We start from the raw sequence: 23,479 nt of genomic DNA on the forward strand, positions 1-23,479 counted from the left end.
TTATTGGGTCTTCAAAAGGCGTTCATATGCCGCCACGATAATGCTAGCGGCAAAGGCACATTCTGTCTCTGTGACATATCGACCCAGACCAATCCGAACCGTCCGCCCTGCCTCCTCAGGCGAGAGGCCAATGGCGGTCAGAACATGGGATGGTCCCCCGGAAGAAGACAGGCAGGCCGAGCCGGTAGAGATGGCAAGCTCGGGCATTTCCAAAATCAGGTCCTCTGCCTCGATCCTGCCGAAGGTCAGGCTGAGGCAACCGGGCAGGCGGTTGTCAGGGTCGCCATTGAACCGGACATCCACATGCGGGTTCTGGATCAGGATATCCCGAAGGCGTTGGGCCAGACTGGCAAGGGAATGATGGTCATGGTCCCGGTTCTGATGCGCCAGCTTGGCGGCCGTTCCAAACCCTGCGATCAGGGCGGTGGGAAGGGTGCCGGGCCGGCGGCTGTTTTGCTGGTCCCCGCCGAACAGGGTGGGTGACAGGCTTGTTCCGCGCCGGATGAACAGGGCGCCGATCCCCTGCGGTCCGTACAATTTGTGGGCGGACAGGCTGAGTGCAGTGAGGCCGGGCAGGGATGCGTCGATTTTTTCCGTTGCGGCGGCCTGTACCGCATCAGTATGAAAGGGAACGCCGTGGGCCGCACATAAGGCGGCAATCCGGGACAGGGGCTGGATTGTGCCAATTTCGTTATTGGCGGACTGGATCGTGACAAGGGCGGTTTGGCCGCTGATCTTGCTTTCCAGATCGGTCAGGGAAACCCGGCCCTGCCCATCGACCGCCGCGAACGTCACTGTCAGCCCCTGTTTTTCCATCTCTTTCAGCGGTGACAGGATGGAGCTGTGTTCAATGGGCGTTGTGATGACTTGCTTTCCCGCATAGGGCGGGGTGACCAGCCCGAACAGGGCCAGATTGTTGGCCTCGGTCGCGCCAGAGGTAAAGATGATTTCATCGGCATGGGCGGATATCAGGGCGGCGATATGCCGTTTTGCCTTTTGCACGGTCTGGCGGGCGGCATGACCGAAGGCATGGGTGAGACTGTCCTGATTACCCGGTTGTTCATAGGTTTGAAACAGGGTGTCTCGAACTTCAGGGGCCAGCGGGGTTGTGGACTGATGATCCAGAAAGAGCGGCAGGTGAATTTCCGCCCCCTCAAACATGATCGTCTGTTCTGATCCCGCCGTCATGATCACCCCGCCAGATAGGCCGCAAGCCGGGCATGCATGGATTGCTTTTCTGCCTCGCTGGTGAAAGACGCATCAATCCCGTTGCGGGCCAGTGTGATGATTTGGTCCCGTGTCAGGCCAAGCGCTTCGTCAATGGCGTGATAGTTGTCGTTCATATAGCCACCGAAATAGGCCGGGTCATCGGAATTGACCGTGGCTTTCAGGCCTTTTTCCAGCATGGTTTTGATGGGGTGCTTCCGCATGTCCTTGACGCCGGCCAGCTTGTGGTTCGACAGGGGGCAGACCGTCAGGGCGATCTGCATGTCGGCAAGTCGGCGGGTCAGGGCCTCATCCTCAAGGCTGCGGTTGCCATGGTCCAGACGGTCCACCTGCAGCAGATCGAGGGCTTCAATGACATATTCGGGCGGGCCTTCTTCGCCTGCATGGGCAACCAGAAGGAATCCTTCCTCCCGTGCGGCCCGGAAGACCCGCTCGAATTTAGACGGGGGATGCCCCAGTTCAGAAGAATCCAGTCCGACCCCGATGATCTTGTCCTTGTGACGGAGCGCATCTTTCAGCGTTTCAAAGGCGGCTTCCTCGCTCAGGTGGCGCAGGAAACACAGGATCAGCCGGGAAGTGATGCCCAGTTTCTGTTCTCCCTCGGCAAGGGCGCGGGTGATCCCGCTGACCACGGTGTCAAAGGCAATGCCCCTTTCCGTGTGGCCTTGGGGATCGAAAAAGATCTCCGTGTGCATCACATTGTCGGCCTTGATCCGTTCAAGATAGGCCCATGTCAGGTCATGGAAATCCTGTTCGGTGATCAGGACGCTCATGCCCTGATAATAGATATCAAGAAAGTCCTGCAACTCGGTAAATTGATAGGCGGCGCGAACCTCCTCCACCGACCCATAGGGCAGGGAGATGTTGTTTCTTTTGGCAAGGGTGAACATCAGTTCCGGTTCCAGACTGCCTTCGATATGAAGGTGAAGTTCGGTTTTCGGCATATTGTCAATAAAGTCCCGGTGTGATGTCATTGTCCCTCTCCCGTTCATTCCAGATAAAATAAAACCCCCGCCGTTCCGTTCAAGACCGGCGGAGGTTCCAAGAGTGCTCAGGCAGTCTTATTTGGGCAGTTTGCCCTGAATGCCTTCAACATACCAGTCCATGCCAAGCAGGGCGGCATCATCCAGCTCTGCACCGGCGGCAACGGCTTCGGTTCCATCCTGTTTGTTGAACGGTCCGGCAAACGGCTTCACAGAACCATCCATGATGGCCTTGCGGGTTTCTTCTGCCATGGCCACAACGTCGGCCGGAATGGCTTCGTTATACGGTGCCAGTGCAACAAGGCCGTCCTTGAAACCGCCCCACAGGTCCTGGGATTTCCAGCTGCCGTCGAAGGCTGCCTTGGCCCGTGTAACGTAATAGTCGTTCCAGTCGTCGATGATGGCGGTCAGCTGGGCTTTCGGAGCGAAGTGCTGCATGTCGGAAGCCTGACCAACGCCGTAGACGCCGCGGCTTTCAGCAACCTGAAGCGGAGCCGGGCTGTCGGTGTGCTGCATGATGATGTCTGCACCCTGATCGATCAGGGCCTTGGCAGCATCGCCTTCCTTGCCCGGATCATACCATGTGTTGACCCATGCAACCTTGATTTCCACGTTCGGGTTCACGCTGCGGGCGCCAAGGGCGGTGGCGTTGATACCGCGCACAACTTCCGGAATGGGGAAGGAACCGACATAGCCGATGATGTTGGATTTGGTCATCTTTGCGGCGACCTTGCCAACCACATACCGGCCTTCATAGAAACGGGCGGAGTAGGTGGAAACGTTGTCGGCGCGCTTGTAACCGGTGGCGTGTTCAAATTTTACATCCGGGAACTGCTTTGCCACCTTGATGGTGGGGTTCATGAAGCCGAAGGATGTGGTGAAGATCAGCTTGTGACCGTCGGCAGCCATCTGGCGGATGACCCGTTCGGAATCGGGGCCTTCCTTGACGCTTTCAACGAAGGTTGTCTTGACCTTGCCGTCAAAGGCCTTTTCAACAGCCTGACGGGCAACGTCATGGCGGTAGGTCCATCCGTGGTCACCGATCGGCCCCACATAGACAAACCCGATTTTATCCTGGGCCGACGCTGACCCGGCTGCAAGCATTCCGCCTGCGACAACTGCCGCACCCATCAGGGATGCGATGTTTTTCAGTTTCATGATTATCTCCTCTGTCGAAACCGGTTTTCTTCTTCTACCTCAGGCCGCCGGATGGAAAATTTTTCCGATGCAGGCAGGCGCATGTTTTCTGATACGGGACTCATCTTTCGAGATGAGAACCAACACTACAACCGTTGCCAGATAGGGCAACATGGACAGGATTTGCGACGGTACGTCCAGACCAGCGGCCTGGGCATGCAGTTGCAGGATCGTGATGCCGCCAAACATGTAGGCCCCGACGACCACGAGGCCGGGCTTCCAGGTGGCAAAAACGATCAGGGCCAGCGCAATCCAGCCGCGACCGGCTGTCATGTTTTCGGCCCACATGGGAGTATAGGCAAGGGACAGATAGGCCCCGCCAACCCCCGACATGGCGCCGCCAAACATGACGGCGAGATACCGGATTCCGATGACGGAGTATCCGATGGAATGGGCCGCGTTATGGGAATCCCCCACAGCGCGAAGAATCAGGCCGCCCTTGGTCCGGTACAGGAACCAACTGACCAGTGCCGCCATGAACAGGGACAGATAGACAAGGGCATCCTGTCCAAACAGGACCGGGCCAAGAACCGGAATATCCGACAGGCCGGGTACCGCCAGCTTGGGCAGGGCGTCGACGGGAATACCAACAAAATCCTGACCGATCAGGGCACTGACCCCGACACCAAACAGGGTCAGGGCAAGGCCGGTTGCCACCTGATTGGCCATCAGGGACAGGGTCAGGACGCCAAACAGAAAGGCCAGAAAAGCCCCGGCAAGGGCACCGGCAGCCACGGCAAGGAAATAGTTCCCGGTCACGGTTGCGGTGACAAAGGCGGCGACCGCCCCGACCAGCAGCATTCCCTCTACCCCCAGATTGAGGACCCCGGATTTCTCGGTGACCAACTCACCAATGCCGGCAAATACCAGCGGCGTTGCCGCCGTAATCACGGTCAACAGGATAGGGATAATCCACTCAACGCCGCTCATGATGTGACCTTTCCAATTTTATTGAACCGAAACCGATAATTGACCAGCACATCACAGGCCAGCAGATAGAACAGAACCATTCCCTGAAATACGCCCGTTACGGCAACAGGCAGGCCCAGATTGATCTGGGCTGTTTCCCCGCCCAGATAAGTCAGGGCCATGAGCAGACCGGCGAAAATGATCCCCGCGGGATGAAGACGGCCAAGGAAAGCCACGATAATGGCCGTGAAACCATAGCCGGGAGAAATGGAAGGCAGAAGCTGTCCAACCGGGCCAGCCACTTCGGATACCCCGGCAATACCGGCAAGGGCCCCACCGAACAGCAGCGAGAACCAGATGATTTTTTTCTGGCTGAACCCCGCATAGGCACCGGCTTTTGGTGCCGCGCCGATCACCTTGACCTGAAACCCGACAAGGGTTTTTGCCAACATGATCCAGGTGCCGAAAACGGCCAGCAGGGCCAGAATGGTCCCGAAATGAAGGCGGGTTCCCTCCAACAGGACCGGCATGGTCGCAGAGTCACTGAAAACACGGGATTCCGGGAAGTTAAAGCCATCCGGGTCGCGCCACGGGCCATGCACAAGGAAGCTGAGCAGCAACAGCGCCACATAGACAAGCATCAGGCTGGTCAGGATTTCATTGGCATTGAAGCGTGTTTTCAGGAATGCGGGAATGCCCCCCCAGATCGCGCCGCCAAGGGCCCCCATGGCAATCATGATCGGCAGCAGGAAGACGCTGTCCACATCATGGAAGTAAACAAAAACACCGCCGCCAACGATGGCACCGAACGTTAGCTGTCCTTCGGCCCCGATATTCCACACATTGGCGCGAAAACCGACGGACAGGCCAATGGCGCAGAGGATCAGCGGGGTTGCCTTGACCAGCAGTTCCGTTGCGCCGTACTTGTTATTGATGGGAACGATAAAGAAGTTCCGAAGCGCCTCAACCGGGTTTACACCCAGAAATTCGAACAGGGCCATGCTGGTCACAACGGTCAGAAGCAACGCCAGAACAGGCGTCACATAGACCATCTTGCGCGAGGGTTCGGGCCGTTTCTCAATTTTAAGCAACACTTGAAACTTCCTTTCGCTCGCCTGCTCCGTGGGTTCCCCCCATCAGCAAGCCAATTTCCTCAATGGTGATCTCGCGAATATTTCGGTTGACGGACAAGCGCCCTTCGGCAATCACGGCGATCTGGTCACTGATGGCGAACAGCTCGTCAAGGTCCTGACTGACCACCAGAACGGCTGCACCATTTTCCGCAAGGTCAATTATTGCCTGATGAATGGCGGCAGCGGCCCCCGCATCAACGCCCCATGTGGGATGGGCAATGATGATCAGGCGCGGGTCCTGAAGCATTTCGCGCCCGACGATGAATTTTTGCAGGTTGCCACCGGACAGGCTGCCTGCCGTGTGGGAGACGCCAGCGGTACGAACATCAAATTTCTGGACGATTTCTTCTGCGAAGGCGGTGGTCGTGGACCTGTCGATAAAGCCGGCCTTCAGAAGTTTCTTCTGGGAATAGGCACTGAGGAAGGCGTTATCGACCAGATCCATTTCCGGTACGGACCCATGACCGAGGCGATCCTCGGGCACAAAGGCAAGGCGAAGGTTACGGCGCTCAACAGGGCCCAGTTTTCCGATGGGCTTGCCATCCAACTGAATGTTTGCAGGGTCCTGACTGAGGACTTCCCCGCTCAGGGCTTCCAGAAACTCGACCTGGCCGTTACCGGCCACACCGGCAATCCCCATGACTTCACCGGCGCGAACGTCAAGGTTGATCTGGCTGAGATTGACGCCGAACTGGTCGCTGGTTTCCATGCTGAGGTCGCGAATTTTCAGGCGAACCTCGCCCCGTGTCGCATTTTCCACATGTTCCGGTGCCACAAGGTTGGTGCCGATCATCATCTCAGCGAGGGACTTGGATGTTTCCTGTGTGGGGTCGCATTCCGTGATATATTTACCGCCCCGCAGGATCGTCGCCTTGTGACAGAGGGCTTTGATCTCGTCCAGTTTGTGACTGATATACAGGATCGAAACCCCTTCATCCGCAAGGCGGCGCAGGGTTTCAAACATCTTGTCGGCTTCCTGTGGGGTCAGGACCGATGTGGGTTCATCCATGATCAGCAGCTTGGGATTTTGCAGCAGGCACCGAACAATCTCGATGCGCTGTTTTTCACCAACAGACAGCGTGTGGACATGACGGTGCGGCTCAAGGGGGAGGCCGTAATTGTTGGAAACCTCGACGATCCGGCGGGCCAGTTCAGCCATGTTTTGGCGACCGGGCAGGCCAAGGGCGATATTCTCGGTGACCGTCATGGCTTCGAACAGGGAGAAATGCTGGAAGATCATGCCGATGCCCAGTTTCCGCGCGGCATGGGGGCTTGCAATCCGCAAGGGAACACCATTCCAGAGAAGGTCCCCTTCATCCGCTTCCAGAACGCCGTAAATGATTTTGACAAGCGTACTTTTCCCGGCCCCGTTTTCGCCCAGCAAGGCGTGAATTTCGCCGGGCAGGATTTTCAGGTCAATCTTGTCATTTGCCAGAACACCGGGAAAAGCCTTGGTAATTCCCCGAAGTTCAAGACGTGGTTTCAAGGCGCCATGTGGCGTACCGCCGTCACCCATAAAGCTGGACTCCCCAATTTTCACTCAACTAAAATGGCGTTCGCCACCCCTTCCAGTTTGATCCCTTTATCACAGATCCTTGCCGGTTGCCGTCTCTATCACGGTTTACCGTTTCCGGACCGTGCCTGATCCGGCCTGTCCAGGGCCCCTGTCCCGCTCTGATCCAGAACGGACAGGATTTCTGCGGCTGTGCTGATCGCAATTTCCGCAGGATGCTTTCCTTTTAGTACACCAATACCGATTGGGCATCTCATTTTTCCAAGAGCGTCTCCCGGAATCCCTCTCAGTTTAAGGCGCTTTTCAAATTTCGTGCGTTTGGTTTCGGAACCGATCAGTCCGAAATACCGAACAGGCCCCTTTTTAAGAATTTCTGCGGAAATTTCCAGATCAAGCTGATGACTATGCGTCATTACCAGAAAAAATGCTGAATTCGGTGCTTCTTCTGCAACCGCAACGGGGTCTGCGGTCAGAATTTTCCGAACATTTGTCGGTAGAGCCTGCGGGAAAGATTCGGGGCGTTCATCAACCCAGTGAATCAGGCAGGGAAAAGAGGACAGGGTTTTGACAAGCGCCTGCCCCACATGACCCGCGCCAAACAGGAACAGATCGAACCTGTGATCCCGAACCGGGCGCAACAGGGTGAAGTCCCCCGCAGTGCCCGTCCCGTCCAGTCTGGCGGCCTGACATGTATCGCTAACCCGCGACAGACAGGCGGCAAAATCCGGCGTCAGGGACGGGATGGTTTGATCTGTAGAATAAAACTGGTGGCTGATATTGCCATTCCGCTCCCGGCGGGTGGCAAGAACAAGGGGGGCCGTGTCATCCAGATGCTGTTCAAGTCGGTCCAGCCAGGGGGCGTTTTCCTGCCCCAGGGGTTCTGCCAGTATTTCAACAAACCCGCCGCAACATTGCGCAAGCTCCGGGCCAAGGGGGAAGGAGAGTAGGGTCGCCGCCGCCTCCGGGGTGTTCAGAAGGCGTCTGGCTTCCTCGATGGCCGAATATTCCAGACTGCCCCCGCCAATGGTCCCGGTCATGCCGGTGCGTGTGATCAGCATGCGTGCCCCGATTTCGCGGGGGGTTGAGCCTTTCACCACGGCGACCGTCAGCAGAACGGAGCAATGTCCGCCCGCTCGGTGGGCTGCAATGATGTCACGCCAGTTGCTCATTCGGCCGCCTTCACCCTCGCTGTATCCTGTGTTGTCATCTCTGTTTCCAGTGCCTCAACGGCTTTCAGCACTCGTTCCGGTGTGGCCGGTGCGTCCAGTGTCGGATAGATGGCATAGTCAGATACGCTGGAGACGGCATCGGCGATGGCATTGAAGGCGGAAATGGCCAACATGAAGGGCGGCTCGCCAACAGCTTTTGATTTGTGGATGCTGTCTTCCACATTTTCGCCGCCGGAATAAAGCTCCATGTTGAAAATGTCGGGCCGGTCGCCGCAGGCGGGGATTTTGTAGGTGGAAGGGGCGTGGGTCCGAAGGTTGCCGTGGTCATCAAAAACCAGCTCTTCTGTGGTCAGCCAGCCCATGCCCTGAATAAACCCGCCCTCGATCTGGCCAAGGTCAATGGCCGGGTTCAGGCTTTTCCCCGTATCGTGGATCAGGTCCACCCGTGTGATCCGGTTTTCCCCGGTCAGGGTGTCGATCACCGCTTCGGATACGGCAGCGCCATAGGCAAAATAATAGAACGGCCGCCCGGAGAATGTTTCGGCGTCATAATGGATTTTGGGCGTTTTGTAATATCCCGTCGCTGACAGGGACACCCGGTTCAGATAGGCCAGCTGCACCAGTTCGGCAAAGCTGACTGTCTGGTCGCCAATGCGAACCCGGTTGGGCAGGAACTGGATATCCTGTTCTGCAACATTGTAGTGCCCGGCGGCAAAGGCAATCAGTCGTTCCTTGATGGTGCGGGCGGCGGCCTCGGCGGCCTTGCCGTTCATGTCCGACCCCGACGATGCCGCCGTGGCGGACGTATTGGGTACCTTGTCCGTTGTGGTTGCCGTGATCTTGACCCGTTCAATATCGATCTGCAGTTCCTCAGCCACCACCTGTGCGACCTTGATGAACAGCCCCTGTCCCATTTCCGTTCCGCCGTGGTTGAGCATCACACTGCCATCCGTATAGACATGCAGCAGTGCCCCGGCCTGATTGAGGAAGGTGGTGGTAAAGGAAATCCCGAACTTGACGGGGGTCAGGGAGATGCCTTTTTTCAGGATGGGGCTTTTTTCGTTGAAGGCCCGGATTTCCCGTCGCCGCTGGTAATAGTCCGATTTTTCGGCCAGTTCCTCGATGATTTCGGCAGCAATATTGTCCTCAATCGTCATGTGATACGGCGTCACGTTGCGATCGGTCTTGCCATAAAGATTGATTTTCCGAACCTCCAGCGGGTCGGCTTCAAGGCGGGCCGCAATGGCGTCCATGACCCGCTCCACCGCGACCATGCCTTGCGGCCCGCCAAACCCGCGAAAAGCGGTGTTTGACACCGTGTGGGTCTTGCACCGGTGAGACTGGATGGTGATGTCCTTGAAATAATAACAATTATCTGCATGGAACATGGTGCGGTCATTGATGGCGGCGGACAGGTCTGCAGACCGGCCACAGCGGGACGCGAAGACAAACTCGATCCCGGTGACCCGTCCGGCGTCGTCAAAGCCCACATCATAATCGACCACAAAATCATGCCGCTTTCCGGTCATGACCATATCGTCATCCCGATCCAGCCGCAGTTTGGCCGGACGCCCTGTTCGGGTGGCTGTAAGTGCGGCAATTGCCGCGAACCATGCCCCCTGGGTTTCCTTGCCGCCAAAGCCGCCGCCCATCCGCCGCACCTCGACGGTAACGGAATGATCCGGGACGTTCAGGAATTTGGCCACGTTATGCTGCACCTCGGTCGGGTGCTGGGTGGAGCAATGGATGAGGACATCCCCGTCCTCTCGCGGGACGGCGAGGGAAATCTGGCTTTCCAGATAAAAATGATCCTGTCCGCCGATTTCCATCCGTCCCTGCAGGCGATGCTTTGCGCGGCCAAGGGCTTCTGCCGCGTCTCCGCGGGCCATGGTCCGGCTGGGCAGCACAAAAGAGCCGGCGGCCATGGCCTGATCCACGGTCAGGATGGCGTCCAGTTCCTCATATTCAATGATGGCAAGGCTGGCTGCGGCGCGGGCATCCTCAATGCTGTTGGCGGCAACCGCGAACAGGGATTGCCCCACATATTCCACCAGATCCTCGGCGAAAACCGGATCATCGCCAAGCACCGGCGAGGCATCGTTGATCCCCGGCACATCACCGGCTGTCAACACACAGGCAACGCCGGGCGCGTTACGAACCGCGCTGACATCCAGCTTTAAAAGTTTCGCGTGGGCCTTGGTACTTTGCGCCACATAAATATGCAGAAGGTCGCGGGCTTCGGGCATGTCATCAATATAAACCGCCTCGCCCATAACCTGTTTGGCGGCACTGTCATGAGGATGGTTCTTGTGAACTGTGCCGCGAATGATTGTCTCGCTGGGGGTAGGGTTACGCATGGGCAAGCCTCCCTTCTCCGACCAGCCGGGTTTGGGTTTCCGGTTGGGTTGTCTCAATGAAGAATTTGCGAAGCAGGTTCTGCGCCACCGTCATCCGGTAATCGGCGCTGGCCCGCATGTCGGTCATGGGGGTGTAATCCTGTGCAAGTGCCTGCAGGGCGCTCGCGAGATTGTCCGCAGACCAGTCCTTTCCGATCAGGGCCTGTTCCGCCAGCTTGGCGCGAAGCGGTGTGCCCGCCATGCCGCCAAAGCAGATGCGGATATCCGCGACCCGTGTTCCGTCCAGTTGCAGGTTGAAGGCGCCGCAAACGGCGGAAATATCCTGATCGAACCGCTTGCTGATCTTGTAATTGCGGAACAGATCCCCTTCCCGGGGGAGGGGAAGCGTGATTTTCTCGACAAACTCGCCGGGCTGGCGATCCTGCTTGCCATAGTCGATAAAGAAATCCTCAAGGGCAATTTGCCGGGTACCTTTTTGTGACCGCAGGGTCAGGGTTGCCCCCAGCGCAATCAGGGAGGGCGGCGTGTCGCCAATGGGGGAGCCGTTGGCAATGTTGCCGCCAATGGTCCCGGAATTGCGGATCTGGGTGGAGGCGATCCGCCGGACCAGTTCCCCGAAATCACCATATGTCTGTTCAAGCATCTGCCACGCATCGCTGTAGGTGACGCCGGCGCCAATCTCAAGGGTGCCGTCCTGCTCCCGGAGGGTGCGAAGGGCGGCAATGCGCCCGATATAGATGATGGTGTCCAGAACGCGGTGTTGTTTCGTGACCCAAAGCCCCACATCGGTGGCTCCGGCCAGAATTGTGGCGTCCGGATAGTCCGCCAGAAGCTGGGCCAGTTCTTCGGGCGTTCCGGGCGCGAAGTAGCGTCGTCCCTGCCACTCAAGGGCAAGGGTCTTGTCCCCTTCAAGATGTTCCAGCAGGCTGGCCGTTTCGATCATGCGCTCGGTGAATTTGTCGGTGGGGCGGGTGGCCGCGATCTGGCGGGCTGCATCGATAATCGGCCCATAACCGGTACAGCGGCACAGGTTGCCTGCGAGGACCGTATCAATATCCCGGCGCGTGGCGGGGGCGGTGTTGTGCATTTCGGCGAACAGGGACATGACGAAACCCGGCGTACAGAACCCGCATTGGGTGGCGTTTTGTTCGACCAGTGCCTGCTGGGCCGGATGCAGGCTGCCGTCTTCGCCCTTCAGATCCTCGACCGTGATCAGTTCCTTGCCGTCCAGCATGGGCAGGAACTGGATACAGGCATTAACCGCCTGATACCGGACATGATTACCAACCCGTTCCCCAAGGACAACCGTACAGGCGCCGCAGTCGCCCTCGGCGCAGCCTTCCTTGGTGCCTGCCAGCGCATCGTCATAACGCAGGAAATTCAGAACCGTCCGGGTGGGGTCGACAGTGTCCAACTCGCGAATTCGTCCCCTGTGGATGAACCGTATCTTATTTCTCATGGGTTCCTCCGGTAATCATGTAAACATATATAGTGTACTGCATAATCAAGCGTGCGTTCCAAAAAAGGATGCCCCCCGCCCGGAAAAGGGCCGGGGGCACCAGTGAAGGTATTCTTGCCCTAATGATCCTCTTTTGGAAGAAGCAGGTTCAGAAGGATCGATAGAAAGGCGACAGGAAACAGCCCCGTCGTCATCATCATGGCCACCCAGTCCGGAAAGATGGAGACCACGCCGGGTTCGGCTTTCAGGCCAAGGCCCACACTCAGGGAAACGGCGATAATCACCATATTCCGGCGGTTCATGTCGACACTGTTCAGAAGTTTCAGGCCCGCACCTGCAATCATGCCGAACATGACAACCGCAGCACCGCCAAGAACGGCGTTGGGCATGGCCGAGACCACAGCGCCAATTTTCGGAACGAAGGCGGAGAGGATCAGGAACAGGGCCCCGATGGTCACCACATGGCGGCTCATGACGCCGGTCAGGGAAATGATCCCCACATTCTGGCTGTAGGATGTGTTGGGCATGGCCCCCATCAATCCGCCAAGGGCCGTTCCAAGGCCATCGGCCATTGTCCCGCCCGAGATTTCCCGGTTTGTGGCTTCACGTCCTGCGCCGCCCTTGGTGATGCCGGAGATGTCGCCCACGGTCTCGATCGCCGAGACAATTGCCATCAGGCACATGCCGACGACCGCGGCAGCCTCAAAGCTGATGCCGTATTTCAGGGGCTGGGGGAAGGCAAACCATGCGGCATCGGCGACGGTGCCAAAGTTGACAACATCCATGGGGATGGCCACCAGATAGCCGACAATCAGGCCGATCAGGATGGCCGAGGCCGAGGCGATGCCCTTTGCCAGGAACTTGGTGCCAAGGATCACAACAATCACAAGGCTGCCAAGGAAGACATGGTACCAGGCGCCGAAATCCTTGGTGACGAATTTCGCCAGTTTACCGCCGCCCACATATTCAACGCCGGTGGGCAGAAGGGTCAGGCCAATGGTGGCGACCACCAACCCTGTGACCAGGGGCGGCAGAATACCCCGAAACCGCCCGATCACGGTTCCAAGGAAGAAATGAAAGATCCCCCCGACAAGCGTTGCCCCGAAGATCACCGGCAGGGCGGCAACACCCTTGATGGAGGCGGCAATGGGAATGATCACCGGCAGAAAGGCAAAACTGGTGCCCTGCATGATGGGAAGGCGCGCCCCGATCGGGCCCATGCCGATTGTCTGAAGCAAGGTTGCAAGGCCAGCGACCAGCATGGCCATCTGGATCAGGAAAATCTTGTCCCCGCCAGCAATTCCGGCGGCGCCTGCAATGATGATCGGCACCGTCACGTTTCCGGCAAACATGGCCAGCACATGTTGAAGTCCCAGTGGGACGGCCTTTGCCAGCGGCGGCATGTAATCCGGGTTTTTCAGGTCTTCCGGTCCCGAATAGGATCGGTTGCCCGATTGTGAAATCTCACTCATGTCTGTGTCTCCCCCCTGTTAGCTGACACTCTTTTTTTATGGTTGCGTGCCGTTTTTTTGCGGCATGCGCGGATACACCTCCCAGAGTATCCGCCCGGTGCCCCTAGCTTCCCCGATAGGTGGAATAGCTGTAGGGCGAGACAAGAAGTGGGACATGGTAATGCTGATCCGGGTCGGCGATGCCAAACCGGAGAACAACTTCGTCCAGAAATTTCGGTTCCGGCAGGTCAAGGCCCTGTCCGTCGAAATAGTCACCTGCGTAAAACACAAGTTCATATTGCCCGGCCTGAAAGGCGTCGCCTTCCAGCAGGGGAGAGGAGCAGCGTCCGTCGTCGTTGCTGGTTGTGGTCTTGATGAGTTCCCAACTGTCATCAATCAACCGATACAGCTCGATTCGAATTCCTTTTCCCGGCAGGCCAGCCGATGTGTCCAGAATATGGGTTGTCAGTTTTCCCATGGTTTTTCCGTCTTGTTCCATTCTTTTCAGGTACGGGTATTGCCGACCTGATTAAACATCTAATAAGGAAAAAATGATGCATGAGATGCGACATATTGTCCACATTTTTTATTTTTATTGTACTATATCTGCGAAGGCTTTTCGTGGCCCGTTTGGGCCGGCGGGGGCTTGTCCCCCAGCTTTTGGGCGCTATTGGGCCGGTTTTGTCGGTTCTGATGCCGTATTTTCTTGAGATTATGAACATTTTGTTTGTAGATTTGTATACAATCTTTGATATTATTGTTTAAATTTAATGTTGATCAATCTCCATTCCGCATTCGAGATATGAACCAGACTGTAAAAAACCGTTCCGCCTCTGAAAGTCATCAGGATGCTGCGAAGGCGTCGCAGGATGATCGGATCTATGAGGAAATGTTCACCGCCATTCTGGAACAGCGCCTGTCGCCGGGGACCAAGCTGTCCGAGGATGTGCTGGGGGAAATTTTCGGGGTGAGCCGCACGGTTGTGCGCAAGGTGCTGCAACGGCTGTCCCATGAAAAGGTGGTGCAGATTTTCCCCAACCGGGGGGCTTATGTGTCCGAACCGTCGCCGGAGGAAGCCCGCGATGTTCTGGATGCCCGCAAGGTTTTGGAGGCCGGGATCATGCGCCGGGTGGTTCGCAACTGTACAGCGGACGATCTGGCCCGGCTTGAGAAAATGCTGGAGGAGGAGGCCGAGAGTATCGCCGCAGGAGAGCGGACCCGGTGGGTGGCGCTTTCCGGTGATTTCCATCTGGCACTGGCCGCCATTGCAGGAAACCGGGCGCTGGAGGATTTCCTGAAAGAACTGGTGTCCCGCACATCCCTTATTCTGGTTCAGTATCAGGGGGGCGGTGTGAATAGCTGTGCCTGCGACGAACATGCGGGCATTATTGACGCCATTCGGGCACGGGATGAAGACCGGGCGGTCACGTTGATGCTGGACCATCTGCAGAATTGTGAAGAGCAGTTGCAACTGGACGGCGGGGACGAGGCCAGTGACCTGTACAAGATTTTTTCTGGCGTCACCGGCGGCAGAATCGTTCGCAAGGAAGGGTGAGAAATGACAATGAGTTCGGATTACCCGCGGGACATGATCGGGTATGGTGCCAACCCGCCGGACCCCAAATGGCCGGGCGGCGCCCGCCTTGCGGTACAGTTTGTCCTGAATTACGAGGAAGGCGGAGAGAACTGCATTCTTCACGGGGACCATGCGTCGGAAGCCTTCCTGTCCGAGATTATCGGGGCGGACATGCTGCCGGGGGTGCGCCATATCAGCATGGAATCGATCTATGAATATGGCAGCAGGGCCGGTGTCTGGCGGCTGTTAAGGCTGTTTCGGAAATATGATATTCCGCTGACCATCTTCGGGGTGGCCATGGCGCTGGAGAGAAACCCGGAAGTGACCGAGGCCTTCATGGAGGCCGGTCATGAAATTTGCAGTCATGGATACCGCTGGATCAACTATCAGTATGTTCCCGAAGATGTGGAGCGGGAGCATATGCATAAGGCGATCGAGATCATCCTCCGCCTGACGGGGGAGCGTCCCCTTGGCTGGTATACCGGCCGGACCAGCCCCAACACCCGCAAACTGGTGATTGAGGAAGGCGGGTTTTTATATGATGCGGATGCCTATGACGACGATTTGCCCTATTGGACGGAACTGGACGGCAAGAAACAACTGATCGTCCCCTATACCCTTGATGTGAATGATATGCGGTTCGCCGCCCTGCAGGGGTTCAACAGCGGGGATCAGTATTTCACCTATCTGAAGGATACATTCGACACCCTGTATGAAGAAGGGGTGGAGGCACCGAAGATGATGTCCGTTGGCCTGCATTGCCGTCTGGTGGGGCGTCCGGGGCGGATCGCGGCACTGAAGCGGTTTATTGACTATGCGACCGCTCACGAGGATGTGTGGTTTGCCCGTCGCATCGATATCGCCCGCCACTGGCATGAAAATCATTCACCGGAAGGGGCGTGACATGAGCCGCTTGAAGCATGATGTGACCGCCCTTGGGCGCGATGAGTTCGTTTCCCTTTTCGGCGGCGTGTACGAGCATTCCCCGTGGGTGGCAGAGCAGGTATGGGATCAGGGGCTGACCGACGCCCATAACGACGCCGACACGCTTGCCCGTGCCATGGCCCGCCGAGTGGCCGCAGCCGGCGATCAGGCGAAACTGGACCTGATCCGTGCCCATCCCGATCTGGCTGGAAAGGCGGCGGTGCGCGGTGAATTGACGGCGGAATCCACCTCGGAGCAGGCCCGCGCCGGTCTTGGGGAGTGCAGCCCGGATGAATATGCCCGGTTCCAGAAATACAATCAGGCCTATCGGGAGAAATTCGGTTTCCCCTTCATCAAGGCCGTTCGGAACAGCAACCGTTTCGAAATCCTTGCGGGCTTTGAGGCGCGCCTCGAGAATGATCCGGAGCAGGAGTTCAAAACGGCGCTTGAGGAAATTGACAAGATCGCAGCCTTTCGGTTGCAGGACCTTTAGTGAAGACAAGGCCATCTGGCCTGTTCAGGGAGTTATCAAATGACATTGCTTAAGCCTGAGAACGCCGACTTTGTCCGGCGGTATACGGATTTGGCCCAGCCAAGCCTGGGGTCGGAGGTGATCTATGCGACCGATGATTTCTTTGCCGACAAGTCCCGCCTGATTGATCCGGCGGAGCCTGTCTTCTATCCGGATCGGTATGATGATAACGGGAAATGGATGGATGGCTGGGAAAGCCGCCGCAAACGGGGCGAGGGATATGATTATTGCATCCTGCGTCTGGGGCTTCCGGGCATTGTCCACGGGGTCAATATCGATACCAGCCATTTCACAGGGAACTTCCCCCCGGCCGCGTCCATCGACGCCTGCAATGTGGAGGGAGATCCGGACGAGCAGACGGAATGGACGGAAATTGTCGCCTCTGTCTCGCTGGGGGCAAGCCGTCATCATCTTGTTGCGGTTGACAGCGACGCCACCTGGAGCCATTTGCGCCTGAATATCTACCCGGATGGTGGCGTGGCCCGGCTTCGGGTTTACGGTGAAATCAACTGTAACTGGGATGCCCGCGACCCGGATGAGATTGTCGATCTTGCCGCGCTGGTCAATGGCGGGCGGGGCATTGCGGCCAGTGACCAGCATTACGGATCGCCAACCAAGACACTGGCCCCCGGCCGGGGCGTCAATATGGGGGACGGCTGGGAAACGCGACGTCGCCGGGAGCCCGGAAACGATTGGGCCATTATTGCGCTGGGTCATCCGGGTGTGGTGTCCACGGTTGAGGTGGATACCGCCCATTTCAAGGGGAACTATCCTGACAGATGTTCGGTTCAGGCAGCCCATGTAACAGGCGGTACGGAACAGTCACTGGTTACACAGAGCATGTTCTGGCGCACCCTGCTGCCGGAGCAGAAACTGTCCATGCATGCCATCCACAGCTTTACCGACGAGGTAGAGGATTTGGGGCCGATTACCCATGTTCGCCTGAACATCATCCCGGATGGTGGCATCAGCCGTCTGCGCCTGTTCGGCAAGATCAGCCGGTAAGGAGGAGGCAAAATCATGAAACTGTCGGTTCAGCCGTTAACCAAGCCAGCGTTCGCCCCGTACGGGGATGTGATCAGCACGGATGAGAATGATCATTTTCTGATCAATAACGGCTCGACCGAGCGATATCATGATCTGGCAAAGGTGGACCTTCTTGAGGGAGGGCGGGCCCTGATCAATATTTTCAGGGCCACCCCGCTGAGCTATCCGTTGAATATTCGGATGGTGGAGCGACACCCGCTGGGCAGTCAGGCCTTTATTCCCCTGAACGGGCGGCCTTATCTGGTTCTTGTGGCACCGGCTGGCGAGACGGTTGCGCCGTCAGACCTCCGTGTTTTTCTGGCTCGGGGGGATCAGGGTGTGAATTATCATGCCGGCACATGGCATCATCCCGTTCTGGCACTGGGCGCGGTCAGTGACTTCCTTGTCGTGGACCGGGGCGGGGATGGTGATAATTGCGAGGAACTGTTCTTCGCTGAACCCGAAATCTGGCTGGACGTGCCCGAAGGCCCCTGACCGGGGACGGGCGGGCCGCGGCCCTGATCAGGGCTTGCTTCTATAGTGATAGCGGTAAAGCGTTTGATCAAACCCCATGGAGGACCAGAAAGCGGTTCCTTTCGGGTTTGCGGCGACAACCTGAAGATAGGCCGTGGTGACACCGCTTGCGGCGGCAGCCTGAAGAAGGCCCGTGACAATATCCCGCCCCAGCCCTTGCCGCTGATAGGCGGGGTCCGTCGCAAATTCGAACAATCCCATCATGCTATCGTCGCAAATGGCAAGGCCGCAGGCCCGGATGTCCCCGTCTCTCTCCACCGAGGCGCAAAGGGGCCGCATGGGCGAGGCGGACAGGATTTTTTGAAACACCTCGATTTCCTCGTCATCCTGCCGGGTCAGGCGGGCGACAGCTTCCCGCCATGCAGGCGTGACAGAGGTCTCTAGCCGGACCGGACCGGAGGGGGCGCTGATCGTGCCCGGGGAAAGGGCACGGACGCGAATATCTGTAGGGTCCGCCTTGATATATCCACGGCTTTCCAGTTCCTGATCAAGAGTGTCCGCTTCTGCCAGTGGTGTCAGGCGAAAATGACAGCTTTGCCCTTCCCGGCGGTAAAAATCTTCGCAATGCCGGATTTTTTCCTCGATCGGAAGGTGGCTTTTATGAAGCACGTTGACCGAATTGGTCCGCCGCGTGAACCCCTTGGCCCGCCTCAGGACCCAGCCGTCATAGGCTTCATTCTCAAGGGCGGGCAGGGCTTTCAGGGCATGTTGTTCCAGCGTCAGGATCATGAGCGTTTCCACATGTAAGGTATTTCCAATTAATACCCGGTTGGCAAAGGCTTGTCACCTGTGGGAAGTCCCGACATCATGGGGCGGCACGCGACAAAAGACGCAAGGCGGGAATGAAGGATCAGGCGACAGCGCGAATAGCGGGGAAAAGGATGGCAGCGGCCGGGATGGCGGCCCTTCTTCTGGCGGTCCTGTTTATCATTTTCGTCGATCTTCGACCAAGGATCGGGGCCGACTTCTTTTTTGGCAGTAACGACCCGGAGCTGGTGGGAGCGCAGAGGATTGGCGAAATTTTCCCGGCCGATGAATTCGTTATTCTGAGTGCGGCCAGTGACGATATCCACAATCCCGGGTACGGGCGGGCCATCCAGAAACTGACAGACCGTCTTGGCAATCTGCCGGGGATTACCCGTGTTCTCAGTATCGCATCGGGGCCGGAAAGTCTGGCCGCCGCCATGGACAGCCCGTTCTGGCGCCCCTTGCTGATCAGTCGGGACGAACAAGCCACCTTGATCATTGTCTTTCTGGATGAAAGGCAGGCGGTGTCGCTGGTCCCGGTAATTGAACAGATGGCAAGCCAATCGGAAGCCGCAGGCGGCATCGGCCGGCTTTCGATGTCGGGGATGCCCTATATCGCCGAGCAGATCAGGAAAAATCTGGTGCGGGACATGAAGCTGTTCAGTACCCTTGCGCTGGTGATTTTTGCCGGATTGCTGTGGGTGGTGTTCCGCTCTCCGGTGGTGGCGCTGGGCGGGGCGGTTAGCGGCATATCGGCCATTTTCGCAACCCTGCTGGCCCTGCATTTTATGGGGCAACCCATTGGCATCCTGACGGCCAATCTTGCCATTATCGTGTTTGTCCTGACCCAGTCGCAGATTATCTACCTGACCAATAACTGGCTTCGGACAGATGTCAGTGACGGGATTGCCCGCATGCGGGACGCGGTTCGCCGGACGGCCTATCCGGCTTTCTGGTGCGGCGTGACCACGTTTCTGGGCTTTATGTCCCTGATACTGGTCCCGGCCGAACCGCTGCGCCAGTTGGGGGCCGGGGGGATGGTCGGGGTGCTGTCGGCCCTGGGTGTGACCTTCCTGATATATCCGGCTTTTCTGCTCTATGTGCGCCGACCGCCTGTCCCGCCGCGGCAGGAGCGGGAGAAGAAATCCCGAGTTGGCGTACTTTCCAGGGGCGGGAGCGTTCTTCTGGTCGGCTTGGTGGTTCTGCTGGCGGTGGGTCTGCCGTTCCTGAATACGGATCCGGGGCTTCTTGCCTATTTCAAGAAGGGCGGTGACATCGAGCGCGGGCTGGCCCGGATTGATGAGAATGGCGGCAGCAGTCCGTTGCAGCTTGTGGTGTCGCGAAAAGACGGGGAACGGCTGGATACGGCTCAATCCTATGAACAGCTTTGGACATTGCATCATGATCTTGCGCGCCATGATCAGGTGGGAACCGTTCTGTCGTTGCCCGCCCTGATGGCAGAGGCAAATAACCATCCGCTTGCCTTTCTGTTGCCTTGGCGCGAGATCGTGACGCTGCTGTCATTGGAGGCCAACCAGAACGTAGCCAGCAGTTTTCTGGACCCGGACCGGACACAGGCCCTGTATCTGCTGCGCATGAAAGAACAGGGGCGGGATCGCCCGCGGGCAGAGGTGATGCAGGAGTTGGAAGGGGTCGTGTCATCCGCCGGGTTCCATCTGGACCTGAGCGGTGGGGTTTACATGTTGCAGGGGCGGCTGTCCGCGCTGGTGTCCAAAAGCCTTGTCGGCGGTGTTATCAGTCTTCTGGGGCTGTTCTTCCTGATCTCTTTTCTGCTGACGCGAAAGGGGCTTGTCGCCGGGGTCATGACCCTGACGGCGGCCATTATCCCGGCCATTACGCTCGGCTATTACGGGACGTTTCGCATCCCGATTGATATCATATCCGCGCCGGCGGTTACCGTGTCGGTGGGGCTGGCCGTGGATGCGCTGATACATCTTGTCCTTGCCATCCGCCGATCTTCCAAAAAGGGGGGCGCTCCCGCCCGGTCGATTGCATCGGCCCTGCGTGAACAAGGGACGGGTATCGTTGCCTCCTCCGGGATTATAACGCTGGGCTTCCTGATTTTTTCAGCCTCCGGCTTTCCGCCGACCATCCGTTTTGGGCTCGGGATCATCATGGGGGCGGTGATTGCCGCCGTTGCATCCCTGACCCTGTTCCCGTATCTGTTGAGGATGACCCAGAAGTTCACCGGAAAAGCATGACCATTGAAATTCCAGAAACCGGTCTTCCTGTCGAGGAAGTCCTGCCCCGTCTTGTCCAAATCCTTGAAGTGGGGAACCGCGCCGTGCTGCAGGCACCGCCGGGTGCCGGTAAGACGACGACGGTCCCCCTTTGGCTGTTGCGACTGACGGCGCTGGACGGGAAAAAGATTATCATGCTGGAGCCAAGACGCCTTGCCGCCCGTGCCGCGGCGCGGCGCATGGCCGACCTTCTGGGTGAAGAGGTTGGCGAGACGGTCGGATACCGCATAAGGCTGGACACCCGTGTTGGGGCGAAGACCCGGATCGAGGTGGTGACCGAAGGGATCCTGACCCGCATGCTTCAGGAAGACCCGGATCTGTCGGAAGTGGGGGCCCTGATCTTTGATGAGTTTCACGAGCGGAACCTGAATACGGATTTGGGGCTGGCCCTTGCCCTGCAATCCCAGGAAATCCTGCGCGATGATTTGCGTCTGGTGGTTATGTCGGCCACGCTGGATACGGAACGGGTGGCCGATCTTCTGGGCGGGGCGCCGGTTGTTCAAAGTGATGGCCGGATGTTCCCTGTGGAAACACGTTATTTCGGCCGGTTCACCCAAAAACGGGTTGAGGGGCCCACCGCCGATTGCCTGAAGACAATCCTGCAGCAGGAACAGGGCGATATTCTTGTTTTCCTGCCGGGCGCGGGCGAGATTAACCGGACGGCCACGGCGCTTAAATCCGTTGTCCCGGCGGATACGGTCGTTCTTCCGCTTTATGGGAACCTGTCACAGCAGGAGCAGGACCGGGCCCTGTTTCCAGACAGGGAGGGGCGGCGGAAAATTGTTCTGGCGACCGATATTGCGGAAACCAGTCTGACCATCGAAGGCGTTCGTGTCGTGGTGGATGCGGGTCTGGCCCGTTCTCCCATATTCGACCCCAACAGCGGCATGAGCCGTCTTGAAACCCGCCGTGTCAGTCGGGCCTCTGCCGATCAGCGGCGGGGCCGGGCGGGACGTATGGGACCCGGTATTTGTTACCGTCTTTGGTCGGAAGCGGAAGACCGGGGGCTGCTGCCCCATGCAGAACCGGAAATCGCCGTCGCCGACTTGGCGGCCCTGGCGCTGGAACTTGCCAAATGGGGCGTCACGGACCTTCAGGAACTGCACTGGATGACGCCGCCGCCGGATGGGTTGATGGGGCAGGCGCGGGATCTTCTGACCGCGCTGGGGGGCATTGATGATGAAGGGCGGATATTGCCCTTGGGGCTGCAGATGGTACGTCTGCCCCTGCATCCGCGCCTTGCTGCAATGGTGATCAAGGCCGCAGAGATAGGCGAGCAGGGCCTTGCCTGTGATCTGGCAGCCCTGCTGTCAGAGCGGGATTTCGTCCCTCGAAACCGGGAGTTCCCCAATTCCGATATTCGGCATCGCCTTGTCCGCATGAACGCCGCGCGGCAGGGCCGGGACAAGGATGTGCGCATCCGCCAGATCATGCGGAATGCGGATGATCTGCGCCGCCGGATGAAAGCCGGACGTGAGCCGGGGGCTGTCGAGGCGGTTGGCATTGTGTTGGCCTTTGGCTATCCCGACCGTATTGGGGAATTGCGCAAGAAAAGTGCACGAAACTATCGTCTGTCCGGGGGACGGGGGGCGGTTCTGCCTGAAAATGATGCCTTGCAGGGCGAGCCTTATCTGGTCGTCGCCGATCTGGAAGGGCGGGGCCGGGATGCGCAAATCTATCTTGCCGCCGCGATTACCTACAGTGATTTGATGGATCGGTTCGAACAGGATATCCGCACCGAGACCCGTGTCTTTTGGGACGATCAGAAAGAAAAGATCATCGCGCTGGAAGAGCGGAAAATCGGGGCCCTTGTTCTGGACGAGACGCGGATCAAGTCGCCGCCCGCAGATTTGGTGGCCAAGGCGCTTTGCGATCTGGTGCGGGGCAAGCAGATGCGTATTCTTCCGTGGTCCCCGGCCAGCCGGGGCCTGATCGACCGGGTCGCCTTTGCCCGCAAGCATGACGCCAAGCCGGGTGGGTGGCCGGACTTTTCGGACCCCGTATTGCTGGACAGTCTGGAAGATTGGCTGATGCCTTATCTGGCCGGAAAGACAACCCTGTCCGATCTGGAACGTCTTGACTTGTACGAAATTCTGAAAGGCAGCTTGAGCTGGGAGCAGCAGGAAGCGCTGGACCGGTTTGCGCCAGCCTTTTTCGAGGCCCCCACGGGTAGCCGTCTGCGGCTGGATTATTCAGACCCGGACATTCCGGTTCTGGCCGTCCGTATTCAGGAAATGTTCGGGCAGGCGGAAGGTCCGGTGGTGGCGGATGGTTCTATCGCCGTGTCTATTCACCTGCTGAGCCCGGCACGCCGCCCGGCCCAGATCACCCGCGATCTGGGTGGGTTCTGGAAAAACTCTTACACGGCAGTGAAAAAGGATTTGAAGGGGCAGTATCCAAAGCATTACTGGCCCGATGATCCGATGGTGGCAGAGCCGACAGCCCGAGCCAAGCCCCGGAAGGGGTAGGTGCGGATGTCTG

General features: G+C 58.1%; 19 protein-coding genes. 7 read left to right on the forward strand and 12 right to left on the reverse strand.

All coding sequences use genetic code 11. The features are described from left to right. The 11 genes from FQB27_RS07035 to uraH form a co-directional block, all read right to left on the reverse strand. A complete protein-coding gene (locus FQB27_RS07035) occupies positions 1–1,188 on the reverse strand; it encodes a cysteine desulfurase family protein (RefSeq protein WP_169560203.1) in 1,188 nt (395 codons plus the stop codon). A 2-nt stretch (positions 1,189–1,190) separates the two neighbouring features. Next, a complete protein-coding gene (locus FQB27_RS07040) occupies positions 1,191–2,201 on the reverse strand; it encodes an adenosine deaminase (protein ID WP_169560204.1) in 1,011 nt (336 codons plus the stop codon). Positions 2,202–2,288: 87 nt separating this feature from the next. Next, positions 2,289–3,368 carry a BMP family ABC transporter substrate-binding protein gene (locus tag FQB27_RS07045; RefSeq protein WP_169560205.1) on the reverse strand — a complete coding sequence of 360 codons (1,080 nt, stop codon included), beginning with the start codon at positions 3,366–3,368 and terminating at the stop codon, positions 2,289–2,291. Between the two features lie 39 nt (positions 3,369–3,407). Further along, on the reverse strand, positions 3,408–4,337 hold the full coding sequence (locus FQB27_RS07050; RefSeq protein ID WP_169560206.1) for an ABC transporter permease: 930 nt from the start codon (positions 4,335–4,337) through the stop codon (positions 3,408–3,410). Then, positions 4,334–5,368 carry an ABC transporter permease subunit gene (locus FQB27_RS07055; RefSeq protein WP_169560895.1) on the reverse strand — a complete coding sequence of 345 codons (1,035 nt, stop codon included), beginning with the start codon at positions 5,366–5,368 and terminating at the stop codon, positions 4,334–4,336. Before FQB27_RS07055 ends, FQB27_RS07050 begins: the two co-directional genes overlap by 4 nt. Positions 5,369–5,399: 31 nt before the next feature. Beyond that, entirely contained in the window at positions 5,400–6,965 is a 1,566-nt protein-coding gene (locus FQB27_RS07060; protein WP_169560896.1) for an ABC transporter ATP-binding protein, read from the reverse strand. 98 nt (positions 6,966–7,063) lie between these two features. Next, positions 7,064–8,131, reverse strand: coding sequence for a xanthine dehydrogenase accessory protein XdhC (xdhC, locus tag FQB27_RS07065; protein WP_169560207.1), 1,068 nt, complete (start codon positions 8,129–8,131; stop codon positions 7,064–7,066). Beyond that, positions 8,128–10,488, reverse strand: a complete 2,361-nt coding sequence (gene xdhB / locus FQB27_RS07070) for a xanthine dehydrogenase molybdopterin binding subunit (protein ID WP_169560208.1) — start codon at positions 10,486–10,488, stop codon at positions 8,128–8,130. Before xdhB ends, xdhC begins: the two co-directional genes overlap by 4 nt. Next, positions 10,481–11,947 carry a xanthine dehydrogenase small subunit gene (gene xdhA / locus FQB27_RS07075; RefSeq protein ID WP_169560209.1) on the reverse strand — a complete coding sequence of 489 codons (1,467 nt, stop codon included), beginning with the start codon at positions 11,945–11,947 and terminating at the stop codon, positions 10,481–10,483. The genes xdhB and xdhA overlap by 8 nt, the downstream gene beginning before the upstream one ends. A gap of 119 nt (positions 11,948–12,066) precedes the next feature. Further along, complete coding sequence (locus FQB27_RS07080) at positions 12,067–13,419, reverse strand: uracil-xanthine permease family protein (RefSeq protein WP_169560210.1); 1,353 nt, start codon at positions 13,417–13,419, stop codon at positions 12,067–12,069. 103 nt (positions 13,420–13,522) lie between these two features. Next, entirely contained in the window at positions 13,523–13,876 is a 354-nt protein-coding gene (gene uraH / locus FQB27_RS07085) for a hydroxyisourate hydrolase (protein WP_169560211.1), read from the reverse strand. Positions 13,877–14,200: 324 nt separating this feature from the next. Here uraH and FQB27_RS07090 point away from each other — a divergent pair, with 324 nt between their 5' ends. Genes FQB27_RS07090 through FQB27_RS07110 form a run of 5 tightly spaced genes read left to right on the forward strand, consistent with a single transcriptional unit; the run spans position 14,201 to position 17,951 of the window. Then, positions 14,201–14,953: a GntR family transcriptional regulator gene (locus FQB27_RS07090; RefSeq protein ID WP_169560212.1), complete on the forward strand. Its 753-nt coding sequence runs from the start codon at positions 14,201–14,203 to the stop codon at positions 14,951–14,953. Positions 14,954–14,962: 9 nt separating this feature from the next. Next, entirely contained in the window at positions 14,963–15,877 is a 915-nt protein-coding gene (puuE, locus tag FQB27_RS07095; RefSeq protein ID WP_169560897.1) for an allantoinase PuuE, read from the forward strand. Between the two features lies 1 nt (position 15,878). Beyond that, positions 15,879–16,391 (forward strand): 2-oxo-4-hydroxy-4-carboxy-5-ureidoimidazoline decarboxylase, encoded by a 513-nt coding sequence (gene uraD, locus FQB27_RS07100; protein ID WP_169560213.1) that lies wholly within the window; start codon positions 15,879–15,881, stop codon positions 16,389–16,391. A 39-nt stretch (positions 16,392–16,430) separates the two neighbouring features. Then, entirely contained in the window at positions 16,431–17,435 is a 1,005-nt protein-coding gene (gene alc / locus FQB27_RS07105; protein WP_169560214.1) for an allantoicase, read from the forward strand. 15 nt (positions 17,436–17,450) lie between these two features. Continuing rightward, positions 17,451–17,951 (forward strand): ureidoglycolate lyase, encoded by a 501-nt coding sequence (locus FQB27_RS07110; RefSeq protein ID WP_169560215.1) that lies wholly within the window; start codon positions 17,451–17,453, stop codon positions 17,949–17,951. 27 nt (positions 17,952–17,978) lie between these two features. On the opposite strand, the gene FQB27_RS16805 is transcribed toward FQB27_RS07110, so the two are convergent. Beyond that, a complete protein-coding gene (locus tag FQB27_RS16805) occupies positions 17,979–18,731 on the reverse strand; it encodes a GNAT family N-acetyltransferase (protein ID WP_169560216.1) in 753 nt (250 codons plus the stop codon). 140 nt (positions 18,732–18,871) lie between these two features. Here FQB27_RS16805 and FQB27_RS07120 point away from each other — a divergent pair, with 140 nt between their 5' ends. Further along, complete coding sequence (locus FQB27_RS07120; protein WP_169560217.1) at positions 18,872–20,959, forward strand: efflux RND transporter permease subunit; 2,088 nt, start codon at positions 18,872–18,874, stop codon at positions 20,957–20,959. Then, positions 20,956–23,466, forward strand: coding sequence for an ATP-dependent helicase HrpB (hrpB, locus tag FQB27_RS07125; RefSeq protein WP_169560218.1), 2,511 nt, complete (start codon positions 20,956–20,958; stop codon positions 23,464–23,466). The genes FQB27_RS07120 and hrpB overlap by 4 nt, the downstream gene beginning before the upstream one ends. The last annotated feature ends 13 nt before the right edge of the window (positions 23,467–23,479 follow it).

Source organism: Sneathiella chinensis, from assembly GCF_012720115.1.
Lineage (GTDB): Bacteria > Pseudomonadota > Alphaproteobacteria > Sneathiellales > Sneathiellaceae > Sneathiella > Sneathiella chinensis.

Bases quoted from the DNA above. Each gene is read 5' to 3' on its own strand.
- FQB27_RS07035 (WP_169560203.1), bottom strand. From the start codon at position 1,188: ATGACGGCGGGATCAGAACAGACGATCATGTTTGAGGGGGCGGAAATT.
- FQB27_RS07040 (WP_169560204.1), bottom strand. From the start codon at position 2,201: ATGACATCACACCGGGACTTTATTGACAATATGCCGAAAACCGAACTT.
- FQB27_RS07045 (WP_169560205.1), bottom strand. From the start codon at position 3,368: ATGAAACTGAAAAACATCGCATCCCTGATGGGTGCGGCAGTTGTCGCA.
- FQB27_RS07050 (WP_169560206.1), bottom strand. From the start codon at position 4,337: ATGAGCGGCGTTGAGTGGATTATCCCTATCCTGTTGACCGTGATTACG.
- FQB27_RS07055 (WP_169560895.1), bottom strand. From the start codon at position 5,368: ATGGTCTATGTGACGCCTGTTCTGGCGTTGCTTCTGACCGTTGTGACC.
- FQB27_RS07060 (WP_169560896.1), bottom strand. From the start codon at position 6,965: ATGGGTGACGGCGGTACGCCACATGGCGCCTTGAAACCACGTCTTGAA.
- xdhC (WP_169560207.1), bottom strand. From the start codon at position 8,131: ATGAGCAACTGGCGTGACATCATTGCAGCCCACCGAGCGGGCGGACAT.
- xdhB (WP_169560208.1), bottom strand. From the start codon at position 10,488: ATGCGTAACCCTACCCCCAGCGAGACAATCATTCGCGGCACAGTTCAC.
- xdhA (WP_169560209.1), bottom strand. From the start codon at position 11,947: ATGAGAAATAAGATACGGTTCATCCACAGGGGACGAATTCGCGAGTTG.
- FQB27_RS07080 (WP_169560210.1), bottom strand. From the start codon at position 13,419: ATGAGTGAGATTTCACAATCGGGCAACCGATCCTATTCGGGACCGGAA.
- uraH (WP_169560211.1), bottom strand. From the start codon at position 13,876: ATGGGAAAACTGACAACCCATATTCTGGACACATCGGCTGGCCTGCCG.
- FQB27_RS07090 (WP_169560212.1), top strand. From the start codon at position 14,201: ATGAACCAGACTGTAAAAAACCGTTCCGCCTCTGAAAGTCATCAGGAT.
- puuE (WP_169560897.1), top strand. From the start codon at position 14,963: ATGAGTTCGGATTACCCGCGGGACATGATCGGGTATGGTGCCAACCCG.
- uraD (WP_169560213.1), top strand. From the start codon at position 15,879: ATGAGCCGCTTGAAGCATGATGTGACCGCCCTTGGGCGCGATGAGTTC.
- alc (WP_169560214.1), top strand. From the start codon at position 16,431: ATGACATTGCTTAAGCCTGAGAACGCCGACTTTGTCCGGCGGTATACG.
- FQB27_RS07110 (WP_169560215.1), top strand. From the start codon at position 17,451: ATGAAACTGTCGGTTCAGCCGTTAACCAAGCCAGCGTTCGCCCCGTAC.
- FQB27_RS07120 (WP_169560217.1), top strand. From the start codon at position 18,872: ATGGCAGCGGCCGGGATGGCGGCCCTTCTTCTGGCGGTCCTGTTTATC.
- hrpB (WP_169560218.1), top strand. From the start codon at position 20,956: ATGACCATTGAAATTCCAGAAACCGGTCTTCCTGTCGAGGAAGTCCTG.